Here is a 24,673-nt window from a genome sequence, read left to right as displayed (position 1 = left end):
CCCTCCAAACCATGATCTTTTGCGCTTCAAACCTTGACTCTCAATACAGTTGCTTTCTTTGCAGCAGCAAAGAAAGTGACTGCTGCCCCGCATAGGGGCGAAGCTAATAAACCAACACGAAAGCAGGATTCACGAAAGCCAAACGCAAACGACACAAAGCAATCAAAAAAGCGCTTCGTCGTAATCCATCATCGGCTTTGCACCGGCCCGCGCAGCACGAATCGTCGAAGCCGTCTCAGGCAAAAGCTTGGCGAAATAAAACCGCGCAGTCGCCAGCTTGGCGACATAAAACGTATCGCCGGAACCGGCCCGATCCAAAGCGACCCGCGCCATCCGCGCCCAGAAATAAGAAAACACGAGGTGCCCGACAGTACGCATATAAGGCACGGCCGCAGCGCCAACCTCATCGGGATTCTGCATGGCCTTCATGCCGATCTCCATCGTGAGCTTCTGCACCTTGTCGCCAATATCCGCAAGCGGGTTGATGAACTCCTGCATCTCCGGCTTCACGCCCTCGGCCTCGACGAAATCCGAAACGAGCTTGCCAAAGCGCTTCAGCTTCGCGCCCATGTCGCCGAGAATCTTGCGGCCAAGCAGATCGAGCGCCTGAATCGAATTCGTGCCCTCGTAGATCATGTTGATGCGCGCATCGCGAACATACTGCTCCATGCCCCATTCGGAAATGAAGCCGTGGCCGCCGTAGATCTGCATCCCCATGTTCGTGCCTTCGAACGCGTTGTCGGTCAGGAAAGCCTTGATGACCGGCGTCAGCAGCGCGACGAAATCAGCGGCCTCCGCGCGCACGGATTCGTCCGCATGCGAGAGTTCCTTGTCGATGTTCAATGCCGCCCAGTACGTGAACGCGCGGCCCGCTTCGGCATACGCCTTCTGTGTGAGCAGCATGCGCCGCACGTCCGGATGCACGATGATCGGATCGGCAGCCTTCTCGGGCGCTTTCGGGCCCGTGAGCGCGCGCATCTGCAGGCGCTCCTTTGCGTACACGAGTGAGTTCTGATACGCGACCTCGGTGAGACCGAGACCCTGCATGCCGACGCCCAGGCGCGCCGCGTTCATCATCACGAACATCGCGTTCAAGCCCTTGTTCGCCTCGCCGACGAGCCAGCCCGTCGCGCCGTCGAGGTTCATCACGCAGGTCGCGTTGCCGTGAATGCCCATCTTGTGCTCGATCGAGCCGCACTTGATACCGTTGCGCTGGCCCACCGCACCGCTCGCATCCGGTAGAAATTTCGGCACGATGAAGAGCGAGATGCCCTTCGTGCCCATCGGGGCGCCCGGCAGACGCGCAAGCACCAGATGGACGATGTTCTCGGCCATGTCGTGCTCGCCGCTCGAAATAAAGATCTTCGTGCCGGTGAGCGCGTACGAACCATCGGAGTTGGGCTCGGCTTTCGTGCGCAACATGCCCAGGTCCGTTCCGCAATGTGGTTCCGTCAGGCACATCGTGCCGGTCCACTCGCCCGAGACGAGCTTCGGCAGATAGGTCGATTTCTGTTCCGGCGTGCCGTGCGCGTGCAGGCATTCGTATGCGCCGTGCGAAAGACCGGGATACATCGTCCAGGCCTGATTCGCGGAGTTCAGCATTTCGTAAAGCGCATTGTTCACGAACGCGGGCAAGCCCTGGCCGCCGTACTCGGGATCGCACCCGAGCGCGGGCCAGCCTGCATCGATGTACTGGCGGTAGGCTTCCTTGAAGCCGGCGGGCGTCTTCACGACACCGTCGCCCTCGTAAGCGCAGCCTTCGCGGTCGCCGCTCTGGTTGAGCGGAAACACGACTTCGGAGCAGAACTTGCCGGCTTCCTCGAGCACCTGATTGATGGTGTCGGCGTCGAGGTCGGCATGCTTCGGCATGCTCTTCAATTCAGCTTCGACCTTCAGCACTTCGTGCAGCACGAACTGCATGTCGCGAAGGGGGGCGGCGTACTGTCCCATGTGTCTCTCCAGTTTCCTTGGGCTTCTGGTTTGCGCGCCGCCGTACCACCTTGTCGATGCGAACGGCGCCGCTAACGGCTATCGGTTTGATGCGAAGTCACGTTCGTGGCCCCGTTCGGCACCGGCTGCGACGCGCCTGCTTCGGCGTTCCCATTCGGCGTCTGATAGGACACGATCGTCTTCTCCAGCGCGTCCCGCGTCAGTTGCACCGCTTCCGGCAGATGCAGGAAGCGCGCGTCGTGATGCAGGCCAAGCGTAAAGCTGTACAGCTCGAAAAGCATCAGATGCGGATCGGTCTCCGCCTTCAGATGCCCTTCGTCCTTCGACTGGCGGATCGCGCGCAACAGCGCCTCGCGCCACATGCTCACGCTGTGCACCAACTGCTCGCGCACGGCGCTCGCGGCGCGATCGTCGTACTCGACCGCTCCGCTGATGTAGATACAACCCGTGGTCACTTCCTGGATGCGCTTTTCCATCCAGCGATTCATCATCGCGCGCAATCGCGGCAGGCCGCGGGCTTCGCGCAGGCTAGGAAAGAACACTTCATCCTCGAAGCGCCTGTGGTACTCGCGCACCACTTCCACCTGCAAGTCTTCGCGCGACCCGAAATGCGCAAACACACCGCTCTTGCTCATCTGCATCCGTTCGGCCAACAGGCCGATCGTCAGCCCTTCAAGACCGTCACGGCTCGCCAATTCCAATGCTGCGTCGAGAATCGCGGCCCGCGTCTGTTCGCCTTTTCGCATGATGTCCCTACCGTTCTTGTGTGACCCGTAAAATCGAACGGCCGTTCTATTATTGTGGCCGAACGTTTCTGATACAAGCTAATTTTTAGATCCGCGTTTCTAAAACGCCAGGACATGTCTATAGGATAAATCTCAACATTGCCCGCGGCCATTGTCGCGTTTTATGTACGGACTGCCTGTAAGTGACTGCCCGAGTTCCCAGTTCGTGGGAGGCTTTATCTAAACTTGCTTGCTGGCCTTTATTCTTGCGTATTGGCTGCCGATTGCCAGATTAATCGTACTGGCCGATGGTGATCATTTTCATCATCAGACGATAGGTGTTGTAGGCCAGCCAATTAAGCGTCCGCTCGGTAAGCGGTCGCGACGCATAGTGTTTTTCGTCGATGGGACGGCCTTCGTCGAAAGCCTGAAGAATGGCGTCGTGCAATCCGGCAATCTCCGGATGATTGACGAGCACCATGTTGGCCTCGTTGTTGAGCACGAGCGAGAGCGCATCGAGGTTCGACGAGCCGATCGTCGCCCAGTCTGCGTCCACGACGGCGACCTTGCCGTGAAGCATCGTTTTCTCGTATTCGGCGATGCGCACGCCGTGCTTCAGCAGGTTGCCGTAGAGAAAGGGTGTGGCGTAATCCAGCGCGACGAATTCCTTGCGGCCGATGACGAGCGACACACGGACCCCGCGCTCGGCCGCACGAACGAGCGCGCGCCGCAGCTTGCGCCCCGGCATGAAATACGGATTCGCGAGCAGCACTTCGCTCTCCGCGTGAGCGATGGCCCGCAGATACGCCTTTTCGATCGCGCGTCGATTCAGCAGATTGTCGCGCGCGACGAACGCGACGCAGGGCCGATCGACCGCGTGAATCTCCCCGAGCCGCGCGCGCCTGCGCGCCAGCATCGCGCGGCGCGTGTTCCAGCGGCCTGGCACGCGCTCGTCTTCCTGCGGCTCGCATCCTGGCTGCGACGGCTGACGCGGCTTCACGCCGAGACGAATGCGCTGCCATTGCAGGTCGAACGCCTCGCGCACGTCCTTGACGACGGGGCCCTGAGCTTCCATCGCAAAGTCCCAGCGCGGCCGCTCGAGGTGCGTACCGTTCTGGTCGTAATCGTCGACGATATTGATGCCGCCGCAAAACGCGTACGTCTCGTCGATCAGCGCGAGCTTGCGATGCGTGCGCGACCAGCCTTGCGGTCCGAACAGCAGATGCGGGTTATAGATGCGATGTTCGACGCCGCGTTCCTGCCACAGCTTGAACATCGGCAGATTGCTCTCGGTGCCGATGCCATCCGTGATCACACGAACCGTGACACCGCGTTCGGCGGCGCGTACGAGTGCATCGGAGACGGCGCGGCCAATGTCGTCGTTGGCGAAGATGTAGGTTTCCAGCGACACCGATTTTTTCGCATTGTCGATGCGTTCGATCAACGCCGGAAAAAACTGCACGCCGGTCCTGAAGATCCGGACGTGATTGCCGGCCGTGAAGCAGAAGCGCGGAGGCCGACGGCCCGAAAACAGCGCCTGGCGCAGCCGCTTGAAACTGCGCCGCGGACGCAGTCCGATCATCGGCTATGCGCCGCGAGGCGCTCGGGCAATTGCAGGATCGCTTCCCGGTTCGACCACGAGAAGCACCGGTCGGCGGCCTCCCGGAACGGCAGCCACAAGTGTGCGGTGTGTTCGCGCGGCGCGAGTGTCACTTCGAGACAATGCGGCACGCACAGACTGAACTGGTGTTCGGTGTTCTGCACGATGCCTTCCGCATAGCGATGCCGCCATTGCGGATAGATCTCGTACTGAATGCTGTGATGCCAGTCGATGAGCGCCTTCTCCGGCACGAGCGCGCTGCCGATCACGATGCCCGTCTCTTCCTGCACTTCGCGCGCGGCGGTCTCTATGAACGGCTCGTCGATGCGATCCTTCGAGCCCGTCACCGATTGCCAGAAGCCCTTGTGATCCGCGCGTTCGATGATGAGCACGTCGAGATCCGGCGTGTGAATGACGACGAGTACGGATTCGGGGATTTTCGGCGGCTTGAGCATGTCGTTTTGAACGCGCGTTTCTTTGTCTGCATTGGCCTGAAGACTGTAACGCAAAAAACGAAAAAGGCGCACCCGGCGCCTTTTTCATCACTACGACAACTGAACGTGCTTAGTGCGCCTTCTGCTCCGGCTGACGCAGACGGATGTGCAACTCGCGCAACTGGCGCTCGTCCACTTCGCTCGGCGCTTGCGTGAGCAAGTCCTGCGCGCGCTGCGTCTTCGGGAACGCGATGGTGTCGCGGATCGAATCGGCGCCGGACATCAGCGTGACGATGCGGTCGAGACCGAACGCGATACCACCGTGCGGCGGCGCGCCGTACTGCAGCGCGTCGAGCAGGAAGCCGAACTTCAGACGCGCTTCTTCCGCGCCGATCTTCAGCGCGCGGAACACCTTGCTCTGCACGTCTTCCTGGAAGATACGCACCGAACCGCCGCCGATTTCCCAGCCATTCAGCACCATGTCGTACGCCTTCGCGAGGCAGCGGCCCGGATCGGTTTCGAGATATTCGAGGTGCTCGTCCTTCGGGCTCGTGAACGGATGATGCGCGGCGACGTGGCGGTTCTCTTCCTCGTCGAATTCGAACATCGGGAAGTCGATGACCCACAGCGGCTTCCAGCCGGTTTCGAGCAGGCCATTGGCCTTGCCGAATTCCGAATGACCGATCTTCAGGCGCAGCGCGCCGAGGCTGTCGTTCACGACCTTCGCGCGATCCGCCGCGAAGAAGATGATGTCGCCGTCTTCCGCCGCCGTGCGCTCGAGGATCGCCGCGATCGCCGCTTCATGCAGATTCTTCACGATCGGGCTTTGCAGACCGTCGCGGCCTTTGGTCTTGTCGTTGACCTTGATCCACGCGAGACCCTTCGCACCGTAGATGCGCACGAATTCCGTATAGCCGTCGATATCGCCACGTGAGAGCTCGCCGCCCTTCGGCACACGCAACGCAGCGACGCGGCCGTCCTTCGAGTTTGCCGGCATCGAGAACACCTTGAAGTCGACGTCCCTCACGGCGTCCGTGAGATCGGCGAATTCGAGCTTCACGCGCAGGTCGGGCTTGTCCGAACCGAAGCGGCGCATCGCTTCCGAGTACAGCATGACCGGGAATTTCGAAGGCAGTTCGACGTCCATCGTCTCCTTGAAGACGTGCTGGATCATCGCTTCGAACAGATCGCGGATTTCCTGCTCGGTGAGGAACGAGGTTTCGCAGTCGATCTGCGTGAATTCCGGCTGACGGTCGGCGCGCAGGTCTTCGTCGCGGAAGCACTTGGTGATCTGGTAGTAACGGTCGAAGTTGGCGACCATCAGCAACTGCTTGAAGAGCTGCGGCGATTGCGGGAGCGCGAAGAACTGGCCCGCGTTCACGCGCGACGGCACGAGGTAATCGCGCGCGCCTTCCGGCGTGCTCTTGGTCAGCATCGGCGTTTCGATGTCGATGAAACCTTGCGCATCCAGGTACTTGCGCACTTCCATCGCGACGCGATAGCGCAGGCGCAGATTCTTCTGCATCTGCGGGCGGCGCAGGTCGAGCACGCGATGCGTGAGGCGTGTGGTCTCGGAAAGGTTGTCGTCGTCGAGCTGGAACGGCGGCGTGACCGACGCGTTCAGCACGGTCAGCTCGTGGCACAGCACTTCGATCTTGCCGCTCGTCAAATTGGCGTTGACGGTGCCTTCGGGACGGTTGCGCACGACGCCCTGCACGCGCACGCAAAATTCGTTGCGCACGCCTTCGGCCACCTTGAACATCTCGGCGCGGTCCGGATCGCAGACGACCTGAACGAGCCCTTCGCGATCGCGCAAGTCGATGAAGATAACGCCGCCGTGATCGCGGCGGCGATGCACCCAGCCGCACAGCGAGACGGTTTCGCCCAGTCGGGCCTCGGTCACCAGACCGCAGTATTCAGATCGCATCGACATGATGTTGTGTCTTTCGTTGTTCGTTGATCAACGGCTCGCGCGTTCGGGTCTCGCTCTTCCTTCGGCAGACTCGCGAATGCGCGCGCCGGCATTACATCGGCGGCTCGGTGGGGCGGCGGGCGGGCGCGACCGCTGCCGGCGCGCTCGGCGCGGGAGCCACCACGCCCATCGAGACGATGTACTTCAGTGCGGCGTCGACGGTCATGTCCAGTTCGACGACTTCGTTTTTCGGCATCATCAGGAAAAAGCCGGACGTCGGATTCGGCGTCGTCGGCACGTAGACGCTCACGTGATCTTCGTCGAGATGATTCAGCACGTCGCCACCCGGAATGCCCGTCAGAAAGCCGATGGTGTACGAGCCCTTGCGCGGATATTCGATCAGAAGCGCCTTGCGGAACGCATTGCCGCTCGACGAGAGCAGCGTGTCCGATACCTGCTTGACGCTCGTGTACAGCGGCCCGACCACCGGGATATGACGCAGGATCGCGTCCCACCATTTCACGAGCTTCTGTCCGACGAAATTCTGCGTCAGCAAGCCGACGATGAAAATGAACGCGAGCGTCAGCACCGCGCCCACGCCCGGCAGATGAAACCCGACGACGCGCTCGGGCTGCCACGACTGCGGCAGGAGAAGCAGCGTCTGGTCCATCGTCCCGATGACGAGTCCGAGAACCCACAAGGTGATCGCGAGCGGCACCAGCACGAGCAGGCCGGTGAGGAACACGGTTTTCAGCGTAGTCTTTTTCGTCGTCATTTACACGGGCGAAGGCTGCGCCGGCTCTCGGTTGCGTAGGAGATTCGGCTTAAGGCGGGCCGCGCCGGTTTCAGGCGCGGTCGGCGAGATCGTCTGCGGGTTGCGGCCGGACGCACCGGCCGTCTTGCGCTTCAGGCTGCGCCCGACGATGCGGACGCGCCCGCGGCGGGTTTGGCAGCCTCCGACGACGAAGTGCTCGCCGGAGTCGAGCTGTCGCTCGCGTTCGAGCTGCTCGAATCGTTCGAGCTGGCGGAACTGGAGGAAGCATCATCCGATTTCGCCGCCGGCGCGTTCGGCGCAGCGTTGCCATCTTTCGATGCGCTATTGCCGCCACGGAAATCGGTGACATACCAGCCAGAACCCTTCAACTGGAATCCGGCGGCGGTCACCTGCTTCGAAAACGTGTCCTTTCCGCAGGCGGGACATTGCGTGAGCGGCGCATCGCTCAGTTTCTGAAGCACGTCTTTTTCGTGGCCGCAGTGTGCGCAGCGGTACGCGTAAATCGGCATGGCACTCTTCCTACAATGATCTGTCGACGCTTGCAAAGCCTTGAATTATAGCCGCAAACCCATATCGACCCGCGATTTTCGGGATCGCGGATACAAGATTAGTCGCGCAATATTTCAGGGCGCCGTCGGCAGATTTCAAGCCGTGCCGCTCAAATACGCCGCCAGGTCATCCAGCGCTCGCGTCCCGCGAACACGGGCAGCGAGCCGCTCACCTCGCGGTCTTCGATCAGTTCGAAGTGCGGCGACAGCAGCGCGTCCAGTTCGCCGCGCTCGATGCCAAAAGGCGGCCCCTTCGGCGTCGATCCGATGAAAAAGAAGCCCGCCAGCAACGTTCCCGGCTTCAGAAGAGCCGCCATGCGTTCGGCGTAATCCTGCCAGCGGTCCTTCGGCAGCGCGCAAAGAAAGGCGCGCTCATAGACCCAGTCAGTCGAGAATGGCGGCTCGTAAGCGAAAAAATCCGCCTCTTCGACGAGACCCGCGTGCGCGCCCAACTGCAAACGCGCCGCCTCGACCGCGCCTGCCGCGAAGTCGATCGCGCGCACCGGCCAGCCGCGTTCGGCGAGATAGAGCGCTTCGTAAGCGCTCCCGCAGCCGGGAATCAGCACGTTTTGCGTCTGCCGCGCGGCGACGAAAGTTTTGAACGCCTCGGGCACGCCGGCCTGATCCCACGGCATGAAGTGCTGGCCGAAGCGCTCGTTCCAGAAACCGGGCGAATTCGGATCGCGGTTTTCGAAATCGGGGACGTCCGGATTCGTCGGATCGCTCATGATGCTGAAGTCCTCACGGTTGGCCGAGCCACCACTGCGCGATCACGACGCCCGCGCCCGCCGTCGCGATGAGACCGCCGACGAGCAACGTCACGAGCAGACGATTCGTGCGCTTCTGCTCGGCGAGCAGGAGGCGCATGAGTTCGTCGCTGCCGCTCTTCGGGGCGTCGTGGCGCTCCGCCAAGATATGGTGAATGAGCCGCGGCAACTGCGGAATGGTCTTGCTCCACTGCGGCGCTTCCATCTGCAGGCGCTCGTACCAGCCGCGCCAGCCGATCTGCTCGTTCATCCAGCGTTCGAGATAAGGCTTCGCCGTTTTCCACAGATCGAGCTCCGGGTCGAGCGAGCGCCCGAGTCCTTCGACGTTGAGCATCGTTTTTTGCAGCAGGACGAGTTGCGGCTGGATTTCGACGTTGAAGCGGCGCGACGTCGAAAAAAGGCGCATCAGCACTTGCCCGAGCGAAATGTCTTTCAGCGCGCGGTCGAAGTACGGTTCGCAGACGGCGCGAATCGAGCTTTCCAGTTCTTCGACGCGCGTGCTCGGCGGCACCCAGCCGGATTCGAGGTGCAGCGTCGCGACGCGGTGATAGTCGCGCTTGAAGAACGCGAGGAAGTTCTGCGCGAGATAGTTTTTGTCGAAATCCGACAGCGCCCCGACGATCCCGAAATCCAGCGCGATATACCGTCCGAACGTCGCCGGATCGAGACTGACCTGAATGTTGCCGGGGTGCATGTCGGCATGAAAAAAGCCATCGCGGAACACCTGCGTGAAGAAAATCTCGACGCCTTCGCGCGCGAGCTTCGGAATATCGACGCCCGCCGCGCGCAAGGTGTCGACCTGGCTTATCGGCACGCCGACCATGCGCTCCATGACGAGCACCGTCGGCGCCGACATATCCCAATACATTTCCGGCACGAGCAGAAGGTCAAGCCCCTGGAAGTTGCGGCGCAACTGGCTGCCGTTGGCGGCCTCGCGCATCAGGTCGAGTTCGTCGTGCAGATATTTGTCGAATTCGGCGACCACTTCGCGCGGCTTCAGACGCCGCCCGTCCGCCCACAGGCGCTCGGCCCAGATGGCGATATCGCGCAGCAGCGCGAGATCGGAGTCGATCACCGGCAGCATGCCCGGACGCAGCACCTTCACCGCGACGTGCTTGCCCGCATGCTCGCCGGTCTTGATCTTCGCGAAATGCACCTGCGCGATCGACGCGCTCGCCACCGGCACGCGCTCGAAATCGTCGAACAATACGTCGATCGGCGCGCCGAGCGATTTCTCGATGATGGCCACGGCCACCGCGGAATCGAACGGCGGCACGCGATCCTGGAGCTTTGCGAGTTCGTCGGCGATATCGACGGGCAGCAGGTCGCGCCGCGTCGACAGAACCTGGCCGAACTTGACGAAGATCGGGCCGAGACTTTCCAGCGCAAGCCGCAGCCGGATGCCACGCTCGATGTTGAACCTGCGGCCGAACGTCGTGATGCGCATGAGAAAGCGCACACGGCGGTCGTCGATGCCGCTCATCACGAGCTCATCGAGCCCGAAGCGGACGATCGTGAAAAATATCTTGAGGAAACGCAGAAAACGCATGTTGGATTTCGCTTCAGCTCGTTATTTGTGCGAGTCGCGCACGGACTCGCCACCGGTTCGCGCTGAGGCGCCGCGATCCGGTCTTGATTGATCAGCTTTCTGTTCGATTCGTTCGATGCGCTTTTCGACACGCGCAAGCGCATCGCGCGTTTTCGACAACTCGGCGTTGAACGCGTCGAGCGCGCTCTTGCGCACGAGTTGCGGACGCTCGTCGAGGAAATACTCGGTGAAAGTGTCCAGCAGATTACGGCCGGTGCGCTGCGCCTGCTCCTGCACCGCGCGCGCGATGAGCCCCACGCGATGCGCGGGCGCGTCACCGATCACGCGCGCGAGGTCTTCCTCGGGATCCCAGCGCAGATGTTCCGCGAGCTTTGCGAGCGTCGTCGCGAATTCGGCATCGCCTTCGATGCGCACGTGCTTCATCACCGCGGCCTGACCGCCTTGCAGAAATGCGGGCAGCGCGTCGAGCGGCACGGCGATCGTGACGTCGAACGCGCCGGCTTCCGCCGCGGTCGTGGCGGCAAAGAGACCGTCGGGTTGCACCACAAGCGCGATCGATACCGGCGTGCAGGACAGCTTCACGCGCTTGCCGGCGTACGGCTTCACGCGTTCGCGAGCCCAGGGCTCGCGAACGAGCAGATGATTCACGGCGGCCGCGAACCCACTGGACGCGGTCTTCAAGGCGGGATTTGCTGCGGGACGGGCGGATTCGTCTGCGTTCGTCATCGGCTATGAGATGAAAAAACCCGCGCGAGAAGCTCGCGCGGGTTTCTATTCTACCGCCGCAACCGATGATCACACTGACGGTTGCCGGCTCCTGGCCATTCGGCCAATGGCGGCCGCCGGATACTTGCGCCCCGGCGCGCGGTCACGCTCAGCTGACCTGCTGAATCCCCGCCAGCAGCCAGCCTTCGTTGCCCGCCTTCTGTTTCGACAGATTCCAGACCTCGACGAAAGGCTCCGCCGCCGCGCCTTCCGACTCGCGGATCAGGCCGTGGAAGCGCACGCTCGCGAGATACTCGGCCGGGCGATCCTCGACGCCAAGGACATCGGCGTTGAGCTGCACCACGTCCGTGCGATTCGGCGCGCTGCCGCGTGCATCGACGTCGAGCTTCACTTCGGCAAACATTTCGGGCGTCGTGAACTCGCGGATGTCGTTGACGTTGCCGCGATCCCACGCGTCCTGCAGACGCACGAAGTAGACCTTTGCGTTACGCACGAACGCTTCGGTGTCGAAGCCCGCCGGCACATTCGCCGGCACGGCCTGCTGCGGGGCTGCGGACTCGATGTAGTTCGCGCCGAAGCCCGTCGGCTGTTGCGGCACCTGCGGCGGATCCTGGTTCAGGCTCGTGCGCGCGGTCGCGCCGTACGGCGAACCCGAGGCCGACCCCGCGCCGGCATACGCGGGCGCGCCGTTGCTCTGGCTGCCCTGACGCTTACGCATGATGAAGCGGAACAGCATGACGGCCGCCAGCACGATCAACGCGATCATGATCATGTTGGCCATCGCGCCGGCGAACGCTTCGCCCAGCCCGAAGTGCGACAGCAGCGCCGCGATGCCCAGACCCGCCGCGAGACCGGCGATTGGTCCGAGCCAGCGGTTGCGCGCGGGTTGTGCCGCAGCTGGCGCGGCAGGCGCAGGTTGCGCGCGCTGGGCTTGCGCGGCCTGACCCGGCTGCCCCTGCTGCATGGATTGCGACGGCGGCGTCGCCTGATGCTGCTGCGTGGCATTGGCCGACTGCCGGCCCATGCTGCGGCCGCCGCCCATGCGCTTGGCTTCCGCCGTTTCCGCGAAGATTGCGCCAGCCGCAATAACGCCAGCCAGCGCCAAGATTCCGGCCTTCCTGAAGAGGATGTTCAGGAAACCCCGGGATTGGGGTTTGCGCGAATCGAACATATCGAATCCTTAAGAGAGTGGAACACTAAAATTTGGTCCCGACGTGTAACGCTACCACGCCACCTGACAAATTGTAATATTCGACTCGATCCAGGCCCGCTTGTTCCATCATTGTTTTCAGAGTTTCCTGGTCCGGGTGCATGCGGATGGACTCGGCAAGGTACCGATAGCTATCCGCATCTTTGGCCACTTTTTCGCCAAGCCACGGCAAAATCTTGAAACTGTAGATATCGTACGGCTTCTTCAGCGGTTCCCACACTTTCGAGAACTCCAGTACCAGCAGCTTGCCGCCCGGTTTGATGACGCGCGCCATTTCGGCCAGCGCGCCGTCCTTGTGCGTCATGTTACGCAAACCGAAGGCAACCGTAACCACATTGAAATAATTGTCCGGAAACGGAATCTTCTCGGCGTCGCACAGCAGCGTCGGCGTCAGCACGCCCTTGTCGATCAGCCGGTCTCGCCCGACGCGCAGCATCGATTCATTGATGTCCGTGTGCCAGACTTCGCCGGTTTCGCCCGCCTGTTTCGCGAAAGCCATCGCCAGATCGCCCGTGCCGCCCGCGATGTCCAGCACCTTGTAGCCCGGCCGCACCTTGGCTTGCCCGATCGTGAAGTGCTTCCAGATCCGATGCATTCCGCCGGACATCAGGTCGTTCATCAAGTCGTAGTTGCTCGCGACGGAGTGAAACACGCCCGCCACTTTCTTCGCCTTGTCCTGCTCGTCGACCGTTTCGTATCCGAAGTGGGTCTTGCTCATCGTGCTTCTTCCTCGCCTGTCTGTTCGTTCTAGTCTGCGCAATCATCGCGCCGGCTGTGCGACGTTATGCCGCTTCGGTATGAGTCAGTGGCAATGTCCACCGGACGGCTTGACGGCCATCGGCGTATCGCGGTCCACGCCCGCGGCCTCCAGCTTCGCCAGATACTCGCTCCACAGTGCTTCCTGACGTGTCGCCAGATCGTGGAGGATGTCCCAAGAATAGATGCCGGTATTGTGGCCGTCAGAAAAATTGAGCTGCAGCGCGTAATGCCCGACCGCATCGATGCCGATGATCGTCACGTCGCGCTTGCCCGTCTGCAGCGTTTCCTGTCCCGGCCCGTGCCCCTGCACTTCCGCCGACGGCGAATAGACGCGCAGCAGTTCGAACGGCACGCGATACGACGTGTCGCCGTATTGCAGTTCGAGCACACGGGATTTCGAATGCACGACGACGCCGGTGGGAATCGGCGTCGATGAGGTGAGTCCGGTCATGATGAAGTCGTCTTATTGAGTGCCGAACGCCTGGTTCAGCTCGTTGCGCAGTTGCTCGCGCAGCAGCGTGGCCTGCGCGCGGCGCTTCGACAGCTGCGACTCGGAGACCGTGCGCTGACGCGGCGCCCAGATTGGCAGGGGGAAGCGCGAATCGTTGGAAAAGCGCGGAATGACGTGCCAATGGACGTGCGGCACCTGATTGCCGAGGCTCGCCAGATTGATCTTCTCGGGCACGAGCACGCGGCGCATCACGCGCTCGACGCCGTTCACGGCGGTCATCACGCGCACGCGATCGCCATCCGACAAATCGGACATTTCGGCGACGTGCGCGCCCCAGATCACGCGGCACAGGCCGGGCCAGTCCGGCTCGTCGGCGAGGACGACGCGCAACGCGTCGTCCGACCACAGCACTTCGCCGCCGTCTTCACGGCAAAACACACAGTCCATCTCATACCTCTAGCGAATCAAACCTCGATTTCGCTATTACACCAGCACGCGCTCGATACCGCCATTGTTCGCGCGTTCGACGTACTGTTCCATCCAGTTTTCGCCGAGCACCTTGCGCGCGATTTCCACGACGATATAGTCCGCTTCGACGTTGGCGTCCTCGTTGTAGCGCGACAGGCCTTGCAGACAGGACGGGCAGCTCGTGAGAATTTTCACGTCCTGACCCGCGGTTCCGTTGGTTGGCTGCGGACCGTCGCCGGCCTTGAGCACGGAACCCGGCTGCGCGCCCGCCGAACCTGCCGCCGCGTTCGCCATGTTGATGGCGTTCGCGCCCGCTTCCGCGACGAGCGGAATGCCGCGCAGCTTGGCCGCGCCCTTGCGGATTTCCTCTTCCTTGCGGAAGCGCACCTGCGTGGAAATATCCGGACGCGTCACTGCGAGCGTGCCCGATTCGCCGCAGCAGCGATCGTTCTTCTCGATCTTGTAGCCGTCGTTCTGCGCGCCCATCAATTCGTTGACGAGCTTGACCGGGTCCATCGTCTTGATCGGCGAATGGCACGGGTCGTGATACATGTAGCGCGTGCCCTTGACGCCATCGAGCCTGATGTTCTTTTCCAGCAAGAATTCGTGAATGTCGATGATCCGGCAGCCCGGGAAAATCTTCTCGAATTCATAGCCCGCGAGCTGGTCGTAGCACGTTCCGCACGACACGACCACGGTCTTGATATCGAGATAGTTCAGCGTATTCGCGACGCGATGGAACAGCACGCGATTGTCCGTGACGATCTTCTCGGCCTTGTCGTACTGGCCCGAGCCGCGCTGCGGATAACCGCAGCACAGATAACCCGGTGGCAGCACGGTCTGCACGCCCGCTTCCCACAGCATGGCCTGCGTCGCGAGTCCGACTTGCGAGAACAGACGCTCCGACCCGCAGCCGGGGAAATAGAACACGGCTTCCGAATCGACGGTAGTCGTCTGTGGATTGCGGATGATCGGAACGATCTTGTTGTCCTCGATATCCAGCAGCGCGCGCGCCGTCTTCTTCGGCAGATTGCCCGGCATCTTCTTGTTGACGAAGTGGATCACCTGCGTCACGACCGGCGGCTTGCCGACCGTCGCGGGCGGTTTGGCCGTCTGCTTCTTGACGATTTTCTTCAGCACGTCATTGCCGAAGCGCTGCGCCTTGTAGCCGAAATCCATCATCACGTTGCGCGCGAGATTGATGGTCTGCGGATTCGTCGCGTTGAGGAAGAACATGCCCGCCGCGTTGCCCGCGTTGAACTTCTTCTTGCCCATCTTGCGCAGGAGATTGCGCATGTTCATCGAGACATCGCCGAAATCGATCTTCACCGGGCACGGCGTCACGCACTTGTGACAGACCGTGCAGTGATCGGCGACGTCGTTGAACTCGTCCCAATGCTTGATGGACACGCCGCGGCGCGTCTGCTCTTCGTACAGGAACGCTTCGACGAGCAACGATGTGGCGAGAATCTTGTTGCGCGGGCTGTAGAGAAGGTTCGCGCGGGGCACGTGCGTCGCGCAGACCGGCTTGCACTTGCCGCAGCGCAGACAGTCCTTGATCGACTCGGAAATCGCGCCGATATCCGACTGCTGCATGATGATCGACTCGTAGCCCATCAGCCCGAACGAAGGCGTGTAGGCGTTGCGCAGATCCGCGCCTTCGAACAGCTTGCCCTTGTTGAAGCGGCCGTGCGGATCGACGCGCTGCTTGTACGCGCGGAAATCGCCGATTTCCTCTTCCGTCAGGAACTCCAGCTTCGTGATGCCGATGCCGTGCTCGCCCGAAATCACGCCATCGAGCGAACGCGCGAGCCTCATGATGCGCGCGACCGCGTGATGCGCGTCCTGCAGCATCGCGTAGTTGTCGGAGTTGACGGGGATGTTCGTGTGCACGTTGCCATCGCCCGCGTGCATGTGGAGCGCGACGAACACGCGGCCGCGCAGCACTTGCTTGTGGATGGCCTGCGCTTCGTCGAGGATCGGCTTGAACTCGCCGCCATTGAAAATCTGACGCAGTTCCGCGCGAATCTCCTGCTTCCACGAAATGCGCACCGTGCGGTCCTGCGCGACGTGGAAGACATTGGCGTCCGGCTGCACGTCGACGCGATCCGCGAACTTCTCCGCGAGCGCCTCGTAGCCGAGATTCACGAGATAGTGCTGCGCCTCGCGCAAGGGCATGTCGAGCTTGTCGCCGACGAACGTCCAGCGCTCGCGCACGCGCTTCAACAGATCGAGCGCCTGCTGCACGCGATCTTCGAGCAGCTCCGCGCTGGGGATTTCGTTGGCGTCGTCGGTCTTGCCGAGCGGCAGCTTGCCGGTGCGGAAGAACGCTTCGAGCGCATCGACGAGTTGCAGCTTGTTCTTGATCGACAGTTCGATATTGATGCGTTCGATGCCGTCCGTGTACTCGCCCATGCGATTGAGCGGGATCACGACGTCTTCGTTGATCTTGAACGCGTTCGTGTGCTTCGCGATCGCGGCCGTGCGCGAGCGGTCGAGCCAGAAGCGCTTGCGCGCCTCGGCGTTCACCGCGACGAAGCCTTCGCCGCTCTTGCCGTTCGCCATGCGCACGACTTCCGACGTGGCGGCAGCGACGGCATCCGCATCATTGCCGACGATATCGCCGATCAACACCATCTTCGGGAATGCGTTGCGCTTGCTCTTGGTCGCGTAGCCGACCGCGCGCAGGTAGCGTTCGTCGAGATGCTCCAGACCGGCGAGAATCGCGCCGCCCTGCTTCGACGTTTCGAACAGATAATCCTTGATCTCGACGATGCTTGGAATCGCGTCGCGCGCCTGGCCGAAGAACTCGAGGCAGACGGTGCGCGTGTGCGCGGGCATCTTGTGCAGAATCCAGCGCGCGGACGTGATCAGACCGTCGCAGCCTTCCTTCTGCACGCCGGGCAGACCAGCGAGGAATTTATCGGTGACGTCCTTGCCGAGACCTTCCTTGCGGAACGTGCGGCCCGTGATGTCGAGGTTTTCGGTGCGCAAAAGCTTCTCGCCCGGCGGACGATTGCCGTCGAACCAGTCGAGCCGGAAGCGCGCCACTTCCACGTCGTGAATCTTGCCGCAGTTGTGATCCAGACGCGTGACTTCGAGCCAGTTGCCGTCGGGATCGACCATGCGCCACCAGGCGAGATTGTCGAGCGCCGTGCCCCACAACACCGCTTTTTTGCCGCCCGCGTTCATCGCGACATTGCCGCCGACGCACGATGCATCGAGCGAAGTCGGATCGACGGCGAACACGAAGCCCGCCTGCTCCGCCGCTTCCGTGACGCGCCGCGTAACGACGCCCGCGCCCGAGAAAATCGTCGCGACCTTGTGATCGACGCCCGGCAGATCCGTCATTTCGACCGGACCGAGCTGTTCGAGCTTTTCGGTGTTGATGACGGCCGAGAACGGCGTCAGCGGAATCGCGCCGCCGGTATAGCCGGTGCCGCCCCCGCGCGGAATCACGGTGAGTCCGAGCTCGAAGCACGCCTTGATCAGACCGGCGATTTCGGCTTCGCTGTCCGGCGTCAACACGACGAACGGATATTCGACGCGCCAGTCGGTCGCATCCGTCACGTGGGAGACGCGCGAGAGGCCGTCGAACTTGATGTTGTCCTTCTGCGTCTCTTTGCCGAGCACGCGCGCTGCGCGGCGGCGCAGGTCGGCCATACTGCCGAATTCCGCGGCGAAGTCGTCGACGGCGCGGCGCGCGGCCGTAATCAGCAATTGCACGCGCTCGGCGCGTTCGCGGCTGCCGGCTTCGTCGCTGTGGGCGGAGAGATCGGCGCTGCGGCGCTTCTCGATTTCGGCGAGACGGTGATTCAGCGCTTCGACGAGCAGCGCGCGGCGCTTCGGATTGTCGACAAGGTCGTCCTGCAGATACGGATTACGTCGCACGACCCAGATATCGCCGAGCACTTCGTACAGCATGCGCGCCGAGCGGCCGGTGCGGCGCTCGTTGCGCAGTTCGTCGAGGACGGCCCAGGCATCGTCGCCCAGGAGCCGCATGACGATTTCGCGATCGGAAAACGACGTGTAGTTATAGGGAATTTCGCGCAGACGGGGCTCTACATCGAGCGCCAAGGCGGCATGGGCGCCGTTCGGATCGAAGGCTTGAGGTGCGTTCATGTTCGACGGTTCGGTGTGCCGGCGCTCGCGCTCTGAGAAGCGGAAACGCCGGCGATGCGCGTGGGGGCGCAAATTTTCGAATGAGACTTATCTTGGCGAAGGCCGCCGGATCGCTCGCTATCTGCCTGTCTGGCGAGCATCATTCACGGCGCCTTCGATGTGCCCTGGATCAACGCCACGATCGCGCGTGACGGGCATGCCGCTCCGCCGCGGGGTGCGACTCGCGGGAGACATGCGCCGAGAATTCGATCCGAAGCTGCCGGTGCATCTGCCGATCCTGATTGCTGATTCGTAAAAGGAAATTCTAACCCATCGCGATGACGCGCGTCGGCGGGCGCTAGCAGCCAGAAGGGGCTTTTGCGTGCATATTCGCGACGAGTTCATGTCATTTTCGACACTTTTTTGCACGACCGTCCGGACGGTCTAAACGCATGGCGCGCCCGGAAAACGCGCGGTTGGCGCTATCATTGATGCTTTCGCCCTCAAAAACCCGCGCGCATTGCGGCCGCCAGACGATTCCTCGCATGACACATCCCGACTACCTGAAAAAAGTGCTGACCGCGCGTGTGTACGACGTCGCGCGCGAAAGCGAGCTCGAGCCCGCGCACAACCTGTCCGCGCGCCTGCACAATTCCGTGTTCCTGAAGCGCGAAGACAATCAGCCGGTTTTCTCGTTCAAGATTCGCGGCGCGTACAACAAGATGGCGAACCTCACCGCCGATGAACTCGCGCGCGGCGTCATCACGGCGTCGGCGGGCAATCACGCGCAGGGCGTGGCATTGTCGGCGGCGCGGCTCGGCTGCCGCGCCGTGATCGCCGTCCCGACGACCACGCCGCAAGTGAAGATCGACGCGATCCGCGCGCACGGCGGCCCGACGGTCGAAGTAGTGCTCGCGGGCGAGTCGTACAGCGACGCCTACGCGCGCGCCGTGCAGCTTCAGCAGGAGCGTGGCCTCACCTTCGTGCATCCGTTCGACGATCCGGATGTGATCGCCGGACAAGGCACCATCGCGATGGAAATTCTGCGCCAGCATCAGGGCCCGATTCACGCGATCTTCTGCCCGATCGGCGGCGGCGGACTCGCGGCGGGCGTCGCGGCGTACATCAAGGCGGTGCGGCCCGAGATCAAGGTGATCGGCGTGCAGACCGAGGATTCCTGCGCGATGGCGCGGTCGATCGAAGCGGGCGAGCGCATCACGCTGAACGAAGTCGGTTTGTTCTCGGACGGCACGGCGGTGAAGCTCGTCGGCGAGGAAACGTTCCGGCTGTGCAATGAATTGCTAGACGAAGTCGTCACCGTCGATACGGACGCGCTCTGCGCCGCGATCAAGGACGTGTTTCAGGACACGCGCAGCGTGCTGGAGCCGGCAGGCTCGCTCGCCGTCGCGGGCGCGAAGCTGTATGCGGAGCGCGAGGGCATCGAAGGCAAGACGCTGATCGCGGTGACGTCGGGCGCGAACATGAACTTCGACCGCATGCGCTTCGTCGCGGAGCGAGCGGAAGTCGGCGAGGCCCGCGAGGCCGTGTTCGCCGTGACCATTCCGGAAGAGCGCGGCAGCTTCAGGCGGTTCTGCGAGCTCGTCGGCACCCGCAGCGTGACGGAGTTCAACTACCGCATCGCCGATGAAAAAGCCGCGCATATCTTCGTCGGCGTGCAGATCAAGTCGCGCAAAGAGACGGCGCAGATGATGTCGGCGTTCATCGAGCATGGTTTCGCGACCGTCGATCTCTCGCACGACGAGCTCTCGAAGCAGCACATCCGTTATATGGTCGGCGGCCGCTCGCCGCTCGCGCACGATGAACGCCTGCTGCGCTTCGAATTTCCCGAGCGTCCGGGCGCGCTGATGAAGTTTCTGTCGTCGATGGCGCCGGACTGGAACATCAGCCTGTTCCATTATCGGAACCAGGGCGCGGACACCAGCTCGATTCTCGTCGGCATTCAGGTACCGCAGTCGGACAACGCGGAGTTCGAGCGCTTCCTCGCGACGCTCGGCTATCCGTGGTGGGACGAGCAGGCGAATCCGGTCTACAAGCTGTTCCTGGCGTAAGCGATGCCCAAGTTCACGCTCGAAGACAAGCTCGTCGTCGCGATTTCGTCGCGGGCGCTCTTCGATTTCGAGGATGAGAACCGCGTCTTCGAGACGGGCGATCTCGCGCAATACGAGGCGTTGCAACGCTCGCGGCTCGACACGCCCGCGAAGCCGGGCGTCGCTTTCGGCCTGATCCGCAAGCTGCTCGCGCTGAATGCGGGCGAGCAGCGCGTGGAAGTGGTGATTCTGTCGCGCAGCGATCCGATCAGCGGCCTGCGCGCGTTTCATTCGTGCCGCGAGCATGACCTCGCGATCGAACGCGGCGTGTTCACGCGTGGACGTTCACCGTTCGCGTATCTGAAGCCGCTGCACGCGTCGCTGTTTCTGTCGGCGAATCCGGACGACGTTCGCGATGCGCTCGCCGCCGGTTTTCCCGCCGCGCGCGTGCTGCCCGAAACGCCGCGCGCGGCGAGCCGTTACGCGGACGAGATTCGCATTGCGTTCGACGGCGACGCCGTGCTGTTCTCCGATGAAGCCGAGCGCGTGTTTCAAAGCGATGGCTTGCGCGCGTTCGTCGGTCACGAAATCGACAAGCGCGAACAGCCGTTGCCCGGCGGACCTTTGAAGCCGCTGCTGGCGGCGCTCAACAAATTGCAGCGCATCGCCGACGACCACGACAACAAGCCGATGCATATCCGCACCGCGCTCGTCACCGCGCGCTCGGCGCCTGCGCATGAACGCGCGATCCGCACGCTGATGGCCTGGGACATCGAAATCGACGAAGCGATGTTTCTCGGCGGATTGGACAAGGGCGAATTCCTGCGCGAATTCGAGCCCGACTTTTTCTTCGACGATCAAATTCGCCACTGCGAATCGGCTCGCGTCGTGACCGCGACCGGGCACGTTCTCAGCGGCATAGCGAACGCAACATGACACCCGATCAATCTCCGCTCGGCAAGCCCGTCCACTACACCGAACAGTACGATGCGTCGCTGCTGTTTCCGATCGACCGCAAGCGCGCGCGCGACTCGATCGGCGTGCCCGCGCGCCTGCCGTTCTTCGGCACCGATATCTGGAATGCGTACGAGCTTTCGTGGCTGAACCGGCGCGGCAAGCCGCAGATCGCGGTGGCGACGTTCTTCGTGCCCGCGGATTCGCCGAACATCGTGGAGTCGAAGTCGTTCAAGCTGTATCTCGGCTCGTTCGCGCAGACGCAATTCGATTCGATCGATGATGTTCGCGCCGCCATCAAGCGCGATGTTTCCGCGATTTGCGGCGCGACCGTTTCGGTGCAACTCGCGGCGCCGGCGGATTTCGGCAAGCTGGCGATGGAGGAATTCGACGGTTTGTCGCTCGACCGGCTCGATCTCGATTGCGAGGTTTTTTCGCCGGACCCTTCTTTGCTGAAGGCGGTGCACGATGAAGGGTCGGTGGATGAAACCTTGTTCTCGAATCTGCTGAAGTCGAATTGCCCGGTGACGGGACAGCCGGATTGGGGCAGCGTACAGATCCGCTATTACGGCGGGCAGATCGATCATGCTTCATTGCTGCGGTACATCGTGTCTTTCCGCGAGCACACGGGCTTTCATGAGCAATGCGTCGAGCGCATCTTCATGGACATCATGCGGGAATGCAAGCCGGAAAGACTCGCGGTTTATGCGCGCTACACGCGGCGCGGCGGGCTCGATATCAACCCGTTTCGCACGAACTTCAATTTGCCGATGCCGGATAATGCGCGGCTGGCGAGGCAGTGAGTAGAGATGCGGCTCTGCTTCTCATGAACCAGAGCCGCCTTGTCCCTTACGCCTTCTTATAAGCCACGCAATCCACCTCGACCTTGCAGTCGACAACCATCGACGAAACCACGCAAGCGCGCGCCGGCGGATTCGCGCCGAAGTATTCCTTGAACACCTTGTTGAACGACGCGAAGTCGCGCGGATCGTCGAGCCACACGCCGCAGCGCACGACGTGTTCCGTGCCGTAACCCGCCTCTTTCAAAATGGCGATGACATTCTGAATCGTCTTGTGCGATTGCTCGACGATGCCGCCGTTGATCACCTCGCCGTCTTCCATCGGCGTCTGGCCCGACACGAACAGCCAGCCATCGGCCTCGACCGCGCGTGCGAACGGCATATGCGCGCCGCCTTGTCCCTTGCCACCTTCCACGCCATAACGCTTCATCGTTTCACTCCTTTACCAAATCAACCAATATTCAGAACGCGCCCGCCGCATCCAGCTTCGATGCAGCGCCGCGCGCCACGAAACGTCCCGCGCGCGCGCCGGTCACGGCCTGCTCGCGATACGTCAAAACCCCATTCACCCAAACCGCGTCTATGCCGTCCGCCGCCTGCTGCGGCTCTGCGAACGTTGCGGCATCTCGCACCCGCTCGGGATCGAACACGACGAGATCCGCGTGATAGCCCACTCGAATTTCACCGCGCTCCACAAGACTGAACCGCCGCGCCGACAGGCTCGTCATCTTGCGCACGGCTTCTTCGAGCGAAATCAGCGCCGTGTCGCGCGCGTAATGCCCGAGCACGCGCGGAAACGCGCCCCACAAACGCGGATGCGGCAGCGGATCGTTCGGCAAGCCGTCCGAGCCGACCATCGTCGCGGGATGCGAGAGGATGCGCCGCACGTCGTCTTCCGACATGTTGTGATACACCGCGCCCGCCGGTTGCAGACGCTTCGCGGCTTCCTGCTGACTCACCTTCCATTCATCGGCGACTTCGCGGATCAGCTTGCCCGCCATCTCCTGATGCGGCGTCGACCACGTGATCGTGATGTCGATATCGCCCGTCACCTGCTTCAAATCCAGCGTCGACGAACTGCGGTTGTACGGATAGCAGTCGCAGCCGATAGGCTGTCCTTCGCGCGTTGCTTCGATGGACTTCAACACTTCCGTGCTGCGCCCCCAGTTCGACGGCCCCGCGCACTTCAGATGCGAAATCACCACCGGCACGCGCGCATGTCGCCCGACGCGGTACGCCTCGTCCATCGCGTCGAGAATGGCGTCGAACTCGGTGCGCATATGCGTCGTGTAAAGCGCGCCCGCTTTTGCGAGCGGCTCGGCAAGTGCTTGTACTTCTTCCGGCGGCGCGTTGAACGCCGATCCGTACGCGAGCCCGCTCGACAAGCCGAGCGCGCCGTTATCGAGCGCTTCTTCGAGCTGCGCGCGCATCGCCGCGACTTCATCGGAACTGGCGGCGCGATCCAGCCGGTCCATATGATTGTTGCGCAGCGCCGTATGCCCGATCAGCGCGCCGACGTTCACTGTGGGACGCGCGGCATTCACGGCGTCGACATACGCGGCGAAGGTCGGATATTTGAACGCGGCGGCATCGCCGAGCAGATTCATCGGATCGGGCGGATCGCCTTTCAGCGTCACCGGCGACGCGCTGATCCCGCAATTGCCGACGATCACCGTCGTCACGCCCTGCGTGATCTTCGGCATCATCTGCGGCGAGCGGATCACGTGCGTGTCGTCGTGCGTGTGGACGTCGATGAAACCGGGCGCGAGCACTTTGCCTCGCGCGTCGAACGTTTCATCGGCGCTCCACGCGGACAAACCGCCCGGCTCGACGATCGCGACGATACGCCCGTCGCGCACCGCGACATCGCGCTCGATGGCAGGCGCGCCGGTGCCATCGATCAATCTCGCGCCGATGATCAGCGTGTCGGCTTTTTCCATGATCAGTCTCCCAGGGGTTGACGCTCGCCGCCGCGATGCGAATCGAGCGCGAGCTTCATGCGGCGCAAGAGTTCGCGGCTGTGATCGGCCTGCTTGACGGCCAGTTCGGTGACGAGCAAATCGAGCGCCATCATCATCGCGTAGCGCGACGACGACGGTTTGTAGATGAAGTCCGTTTCGATCGCGATGACGGGAATCAGCCAGTCCGCCAGCGCCCCGAGCGGCGACGCGGGCGCGGTCAGCGCGATCACGCGCGCGCCGTACTCGCGTGCGAGGCGGCAGTTGTCGACCATCTCGGGCGTCTGCCCCGTCACCGAAAGCGCGATGACGACCTGCTCCCTCGACAACGTCGACGCCACCATGCGCTGCAGCAGCCCGTCCTGATACGACGCGACCGGCCGCCCGAGCCGCACGAGGCGAAAGCGCATCTCGTCCGCGAGCGCGGTCGAGCCGCCGCCCATGCCGAACACGTAGATCATCGACGCGGCAGCGAGCGCATCGGCGGCTTCCGCGATCGGCGCGGCTGCGAGCGCGCCCTGATTCTGCGCGAGCGTCGCCTGCACTTCCTCGAAGATGCGCGCGGCGAGCGAATCGGGCACCGCATCCGGATCGCGCCTGAAAAACCGCTGCCCAACGCCCGCGGCCTGCGCGAGCCGCAGCTTCAGTTCGCGCACGTCCTCGCAGCCGACCGCCTTCGCAAAACGCGTGACCGTAGCGACGCTGACTTCGGCCTTGTCCGCCAGCGCGCCGATGCTCGCGCGCGACGCGCTCACGATGTCGTCGAGGATCAGCGCGGCGACCTTGCGCTCCGCGCTGCGCAACTCCGGCGCGCGTTCGGCGATGCGTGCGACGATATCGATGCTGAGCGAGTCGGCGTGGCCGTTCATGGTCTCTACAAGGGTTTACGAGAGGCGTGTGTTACTAAATAACATTTCCATCGAGGATGCTACTTTGAT

General features: G+C 62.6%; 21 protein-coding genes. 3 read left to right on the top strand and 18 right to left on the bottom strand.

The annotated features are described in order from the left end of the window. Positions 1–162 precede the first annotated feature (162 nt). The 15 genes from AWB74_RS13940 to AWB74_RS13870 all read right to left on the bottom strand — a co-directional run bounded on the left by AWB74_RS13940 (position 163) and on the right by AWB74_RS13870 (position 17,996). Positions 163–1,950 (bottom strand): acyl-CoA dehydrogenase C-terminal domain-containing protein, encoded by a 1,788-nt coding sequence (locus tag AWB74_RS13940; RefSeq protein WP_061147317.1) that lies wholly within the window; start codon positions 1,948–1,950, stop codon positions 163–165. 71 nt (positions 1,951–2,021) lie between these two features. After that, complete coding sequence (locus AWB74_RS13935) at positions 2,022–2,696, bottom strand: TetR/AcrR family transcriptional regulator (protein ID WP_061147316.1); 675 nt, start codon at positions 2,694–2,696, stop codon at positions 2,022–2,024. Between the two features lie 271 nt (positions 2,697–2,967). Then, a complete protein-coding gene (locus AWB74_RS13930) occupies positions 2,968–4,254 on the bottom strand; it encodes a phospholipase D-like domain-containing protein (RefSeq protein WP_407642441.1) in 1,287 nt (428 codons plus the stop codon). After that, positions 4,254–4,730, bottom strand: coding sequence for a dihydroneopterin triphosphate diphosphatase (gene nudB / locus AWB74_RS13925; protein ID WP_061147347.1), 477 nt, complete (start codon positions 4,728–4,730; stop codon positions 4,254–4,256). Before nudB ends, AWB74_RS13930 begins: the two co-directional genes overlap by 1 nt. A 109-nt stretch (positions 4,731–4,839) precedes the next feature. Next, positions 4,840–6,642: an aspartate--tRNA ligase gene (aspS, locus tag AWB74_RS13920; protein ID WP_061147314.1), complete on the bottom strand. Its 1,803-nt coding sequence runs from the start codon at positions 6,640–6,642 to the stop codon at positions 4,840–4,842. A gap of 91 nt (positions 6,643–6,733) precedes the next feature. Beyond that, positions 6,734–7,396 (bottom strand): DUF502 domain-containing protein, encoded by a 663-nt coding sequence (locus tag AWB74_RS13915; RefSeq protein WP_061147313.1) that lies wholly within the window; start codon positions 7,394–7,396, stop codon positions 6,734–6,736. A 131-nt stretch (positions 7,397–7,527) separates the two neighbouring features. Then, positions 7,528–7,905 (bottom strand): FmdB family zinc ribbon protein, encoded by a 378-nt coding sequence (locus tag AWB74_RS13910; protein ID WP_087038979.1) that lies wholly within the window; start codon positions 7,903–7,905, stop codon positions 7,528–7,530. 149 nt (positions 7,906–8,054) lie between these two features. Next, a complete protein-coding gene (locus tag AWB74_RS13905) occupies positions 8,055–8,672 on the bottom strand; it encodes a methyltransferase domain-containing protein (protein ID WP_061147311.1) in 618 nt (205 codons plus the stop codon). A 13-nt stretch (positions 8,673–8,685) separates the two neighbouring features. Further along, on the bottom strand, positions 8,686–10,260 hold the full coding sequence (gene ubiB / locus AWB74_RS13900; protein ID WP_061147310.1) for a ubiquinone biosynthesis regulatory protein kinase UbiB: 1,575 nt from the start codon (positions 10,258–10,260) through the stop codon (positions 8,686–8,688). Positions 10,261–10,281: 21 nt separating this feature from the next. Beyond that, positions 10,282–10,941 carry a ubiquinone biosynthesis accessory factor UbiJ gene (locus AWB74_RS13895; RefSeq protein ID WP_087038990.1) on the bottom strand — a complete coding sequence of 220 codons (660 nt, stop codon included), beginning with the start codon at positions 10,939–10,941 and terminating at the stop codon, positions 10,282–10,284. Between the two features lie 193 nt (positions 10,942–11,134). Next, a complete protein-coding gene (locus AWB74_RS13890; protein WP_061147308.1) occupies positions 11,135–12,157 on the bottom strand; it encodes a Tim44 domain-containing protein in 1,023 nt (340 codons plus the stop codon). A 25-nt stretch (positions 12,158–12,182) separates the two neighbouring features. Then, positions 12,183–12,914 (bottom strand): bifunctional demethylmenaquinone methyltransferase/2-methoxy-6-polyprenyl-1,4-benzoquinol methylase UbiE, encoded by a 732-nt coding sequence (gene ubiE / locus AWB74_RS13885; RefSeq protein ID WP_061147307.1) that lies wholly within the window; start codon positions 12,912–12,914, stop codon positions 12,183–12,185. Positions 12,915–12,998: 84 nt separating this feature from the next. Beyond that, positions 12,999–13,406, bottom strand: a complete 408-nt coding sequence (locus AWB74_RS13880) for a gamma-butyrobetaine hydroxylase-like domain-containing protein (protein ID WP_061147306.1) — start codon at positions 13,404–13,406, stop codon at positions 12,999–13,001. 12 nt (positions 13,407–13,418) lie between these two features. Then, positions 13,419–13,853 (bottom strand): HIT family protein, encoded by a 435-nt coding sequence (locus AWB74_RS13875; protein ID WP_061147305.1) that lies wholly within the window; start codon positions 13,851–13,853, stop codon positions 13,419–13,421. A 36-nt stretch (positions 13,854–13,889) separates the two neighbouring features. Further along, positions 13,890–17,996 carry a DUF3683 domain-containing protein gene (locus tag AWB74_RS13870; RefSeq protein WP_061147346.1) on the bottom strand — a complete coding sequence of 1,369 codons (4,107 nt, stop codon included), beginning with the start codon at positions 17,994–17,996 and terminating at the stop codon, positions 13,890–13,892. A gap of 524 nt (positions 17,997–18,520) precedes the next feature. On the opposite strand from AWB74_RS13870, the gene ilvA reads away from it, so the two are divergent. The 3 genes from ilvA to queF are packed head-to-tail and all read left to right on the top strand — an operon-like array spanning position 18,521 to position 21,780. Continuing rightward, the gene (ilvA, locus tag AWB74_RS13865) at positions 18,521–20,044 is read left to right on the top strand and encodes a threonine ammonia-lyase, biosynthetic (RefSeq protein WP_061147304.1); all 1,524 of its coding nucleotides are present in this window, start codon (positions 18,521–18,523) and stop codon (positions 20,042–20,044) included. A gap of 3 nt (positions 20,045–20,047) precedes the next feature. After that, positions 20,048–20,959: a 5'-nucleotidase gene (locus tag AWB74_RS13860; RefSeq protein WP_061147303.1), complete on the top strand. Its 912-nt coding sequence runs from the start codon at positions 20,048–20,050 to the stop codon at positions 20,957–20,959. Then, on the top strand, positions 20,956–21,780 hold the full coding sequence (gene queF, locus AWB74_RS13855; RefSeq protein ID WP_061147302.1) for an NADPH-dependent 7-cyano-7-deazaguanine reductase QueF: 825 nt from the start codon (positions 20,956–20,958) through the stop codon (positions 21,778–21,780). The genes AWB74_RS13860 and queF overlap by 4 nt, the downstream gene beginning before the upstream one ends. A 46-nt stretch (positions 21,781–21,826) precedes the next feature. Here queF and AWB74_RS13850 read toward each other — a convergent pair whose 3' ends face one another. Genes AWB74_RS13850 through AWB74_RS13840 form a run of 3 tightly spaced genes read right to left on the bottom strand, consistent with a single transcriptional unit; the run spans position 21,827 to position 24,604 of the window. Beyond that, positions 21,827–22,207 (bottom strand): RidA family protein, encoded by a 381-nt coding sequence (locus AWB74_RS13850; protein ID WP_061127122.1) that lies wholly within the window; start codon positions 22,205–22,207, stop codon positions 21,827–21,829. Between the two features lie 31 nt (positions 22,208–22,238). Further along, positions 22,239–23,717 carry an N-acyl-D-amino-acid deacylase family protein gene (locus AWB74_RS13845; RefSeq protein WP_061147301.1) on the bottom strand — a complete coding sequence of 493 codons (1,479 nt, stop codon included), beginning with the start codon at positions 23,715–23,717 and terminating at the stop codon, positions 22,239–22,241. Positions 23,718–23,719: 2 nt separating this feature from the next. Further along, positions 23,720–24,604: a MurR/RpiR family transcriptional regulator gene (locus tag AWB74_RS13840; protein ID WP_061147300.1), complete on the bottom strand. Its 885-nt coding sequence runs from the start codon at positions 24,602–24,604 to the stop codon at positions 23,720–23,722. Positions 24,605–24,673 lie beyond the last annotated feature (69 nt).

This window comes from Caballeronia arvi (genome assembly GCF_001544695.2).
GTDB classification, from domain to species: Bacteria; Pseudomonadota; Gammaproteobacteria; order Burkholderiales; family Burkholderiaceae; genus Caballeronia; species Caballeronia arvi.
The sequence above is the reverse complement of the archived record's forward strand: the minus strand, read 5'-3'. Positions and strand labels throughout refer to the sequence as shown.

What these genes read in the sequence shown, in the direction of transcription:
- AWB74_RS13840 (WP_061147300.1), bottom strand. Translation starts at nt 24,604, where the DNA reads ATGAACGGCCACGCCGACTCGCTCAGCATCGATATCGTCGCACGCATC.
- AWB74_RS13910 (WP_087038979.1), bottom strand. Translation starts at nt 7,905, where the DNA reads ATGCCGATTTACGCGTACCGCTGCGCACACTGCGGCCACGAAAAAGAC.
- ilvA (WP_061147304.1), top strand. Translation starts at nt 18,521, where the DNA reads ATGACACATCCCGACTACCTGAAAAAAGTGCTGACCGCGCGTGTGTAC.
- ubiE (WP_061147307.1), bottom strand. Translation starts at nt 12,914, where the DNA reads ATGAGCAAGACCCACTTCGGATACGAAACGGTCGACGAGCAGGACAAG.
- AWB74_RS13850 (WP_061127122.1), bottom strand. Translation starts at nt 22,207, where the DNA reads ATGAAGCGTTATGGCGTGGAAGGTGGCAAGGGACAAGGCGGCGCGCAT.
- AWB74_RS13860 (WP_061147303.1), top strand. Translation starts at nt 20,048, where the DNA reads ATGCCCAAGTTCACGCTCGAAGACAAGCTCGTCGTCGCGATTTCGTCG.
- ubiB (WP_061147310.1), bottom strand. Translation starts at nt 10,260, where the DNA reads ATGCGTTTTCTGCGTTTCCTCAAGATATTTTTCACGATCGTCCGCTTC.
- AWB74_RS13870 (WP_061147346.1), bottom strand. Translation starts at nt 17,996, where the DNA reads ATGAACGCACCTCAAGCCTTCGATCCGAACGGCGCCCATGCCGCCTTG.
- AWB74_RS13890 (WP_061147308.1), bottom strand. Translation starts at nt 12,157, where the DNA reads ATGTTCGATTCGCGCAAACCCCAATCCCGGGGTTTCCTGAACATCCTC.
- AWB74_RS13875 (WP_061147305.1), bottom strand. Translation starts at nt 13,853, where the DNA reads ATGGACTGTGTGTTTTGCCGTGAAGACGGCGGCGAAGTGCTGTGGTCG.
- AWB74_RS13880 (WP_061147306.1), bottom strand. Translation starts at nt 13,406, where the DNA reads ATGACCGGACTCACCTCATCGACGCCGATTCCCACCGGCGTCGTCGTG.
- AWB74_RS13915 (WP_061147313.1), bottom strand. Translation starts at nt 7,396, where the DNA reads ATGACGACGAAAAAGACTACGCTGAAAACCGTGTTCCTCACCGGCCTG.
- nudB (WP_061147347.1), bottom strand. Translation starts at nt 4,730, where the DNA reads ATGCTCAAGCCGCCGAAAATCCCCGAATCCGTACTCGTCGTCATTCAC.
- AWB74_RS13935 (WP_061147316.1), bottom strand. Translation starts at nt 2,696, where the DNA reads ATGCGAAAAGGCGAACAGACGCGGGCCGCGATTCTCGACGCAGCATTG.
- AWB74_RS13905 (WP_061147311.1), bottom strand. Translation starts at nt 8,672, where the DNA reads ATGAGCGATCCGACGAATCCGGACGTCCCCGATTTCGAAAACCGCGAT.
- queF (WP_061147302.1), top strand. Translation starts at nt 20,956, where the DNA reads ATGACACCCGATCAATCTCCGCTCGGCAAGCCCGTCCACTACACCGAA.
- aspS (WP_061147314.1), bottom strand. Translation starts at nt 6,642, where the DNA reads ATGTCGATGCGATCTGAATACTGCGGTCTGGTGACCGAGGCCCGACTG.
- AWB74_RS13940 (WP_061147317.1), bottom strand. Translation starts at nt 1,950, where the DNA reads ATGGGACAGTACGCCGCCCCCCTTCGCGACATGCAGTTCGTGCTGCAC.
- AWB74_RS13845 (WP_061147301.1), bottom strand. Translation starts at nt 23,717, where the DNA reads ATGGAAAAAGCCGACACGCTGATCATCGGCGCGAGATTGATCGATGGC.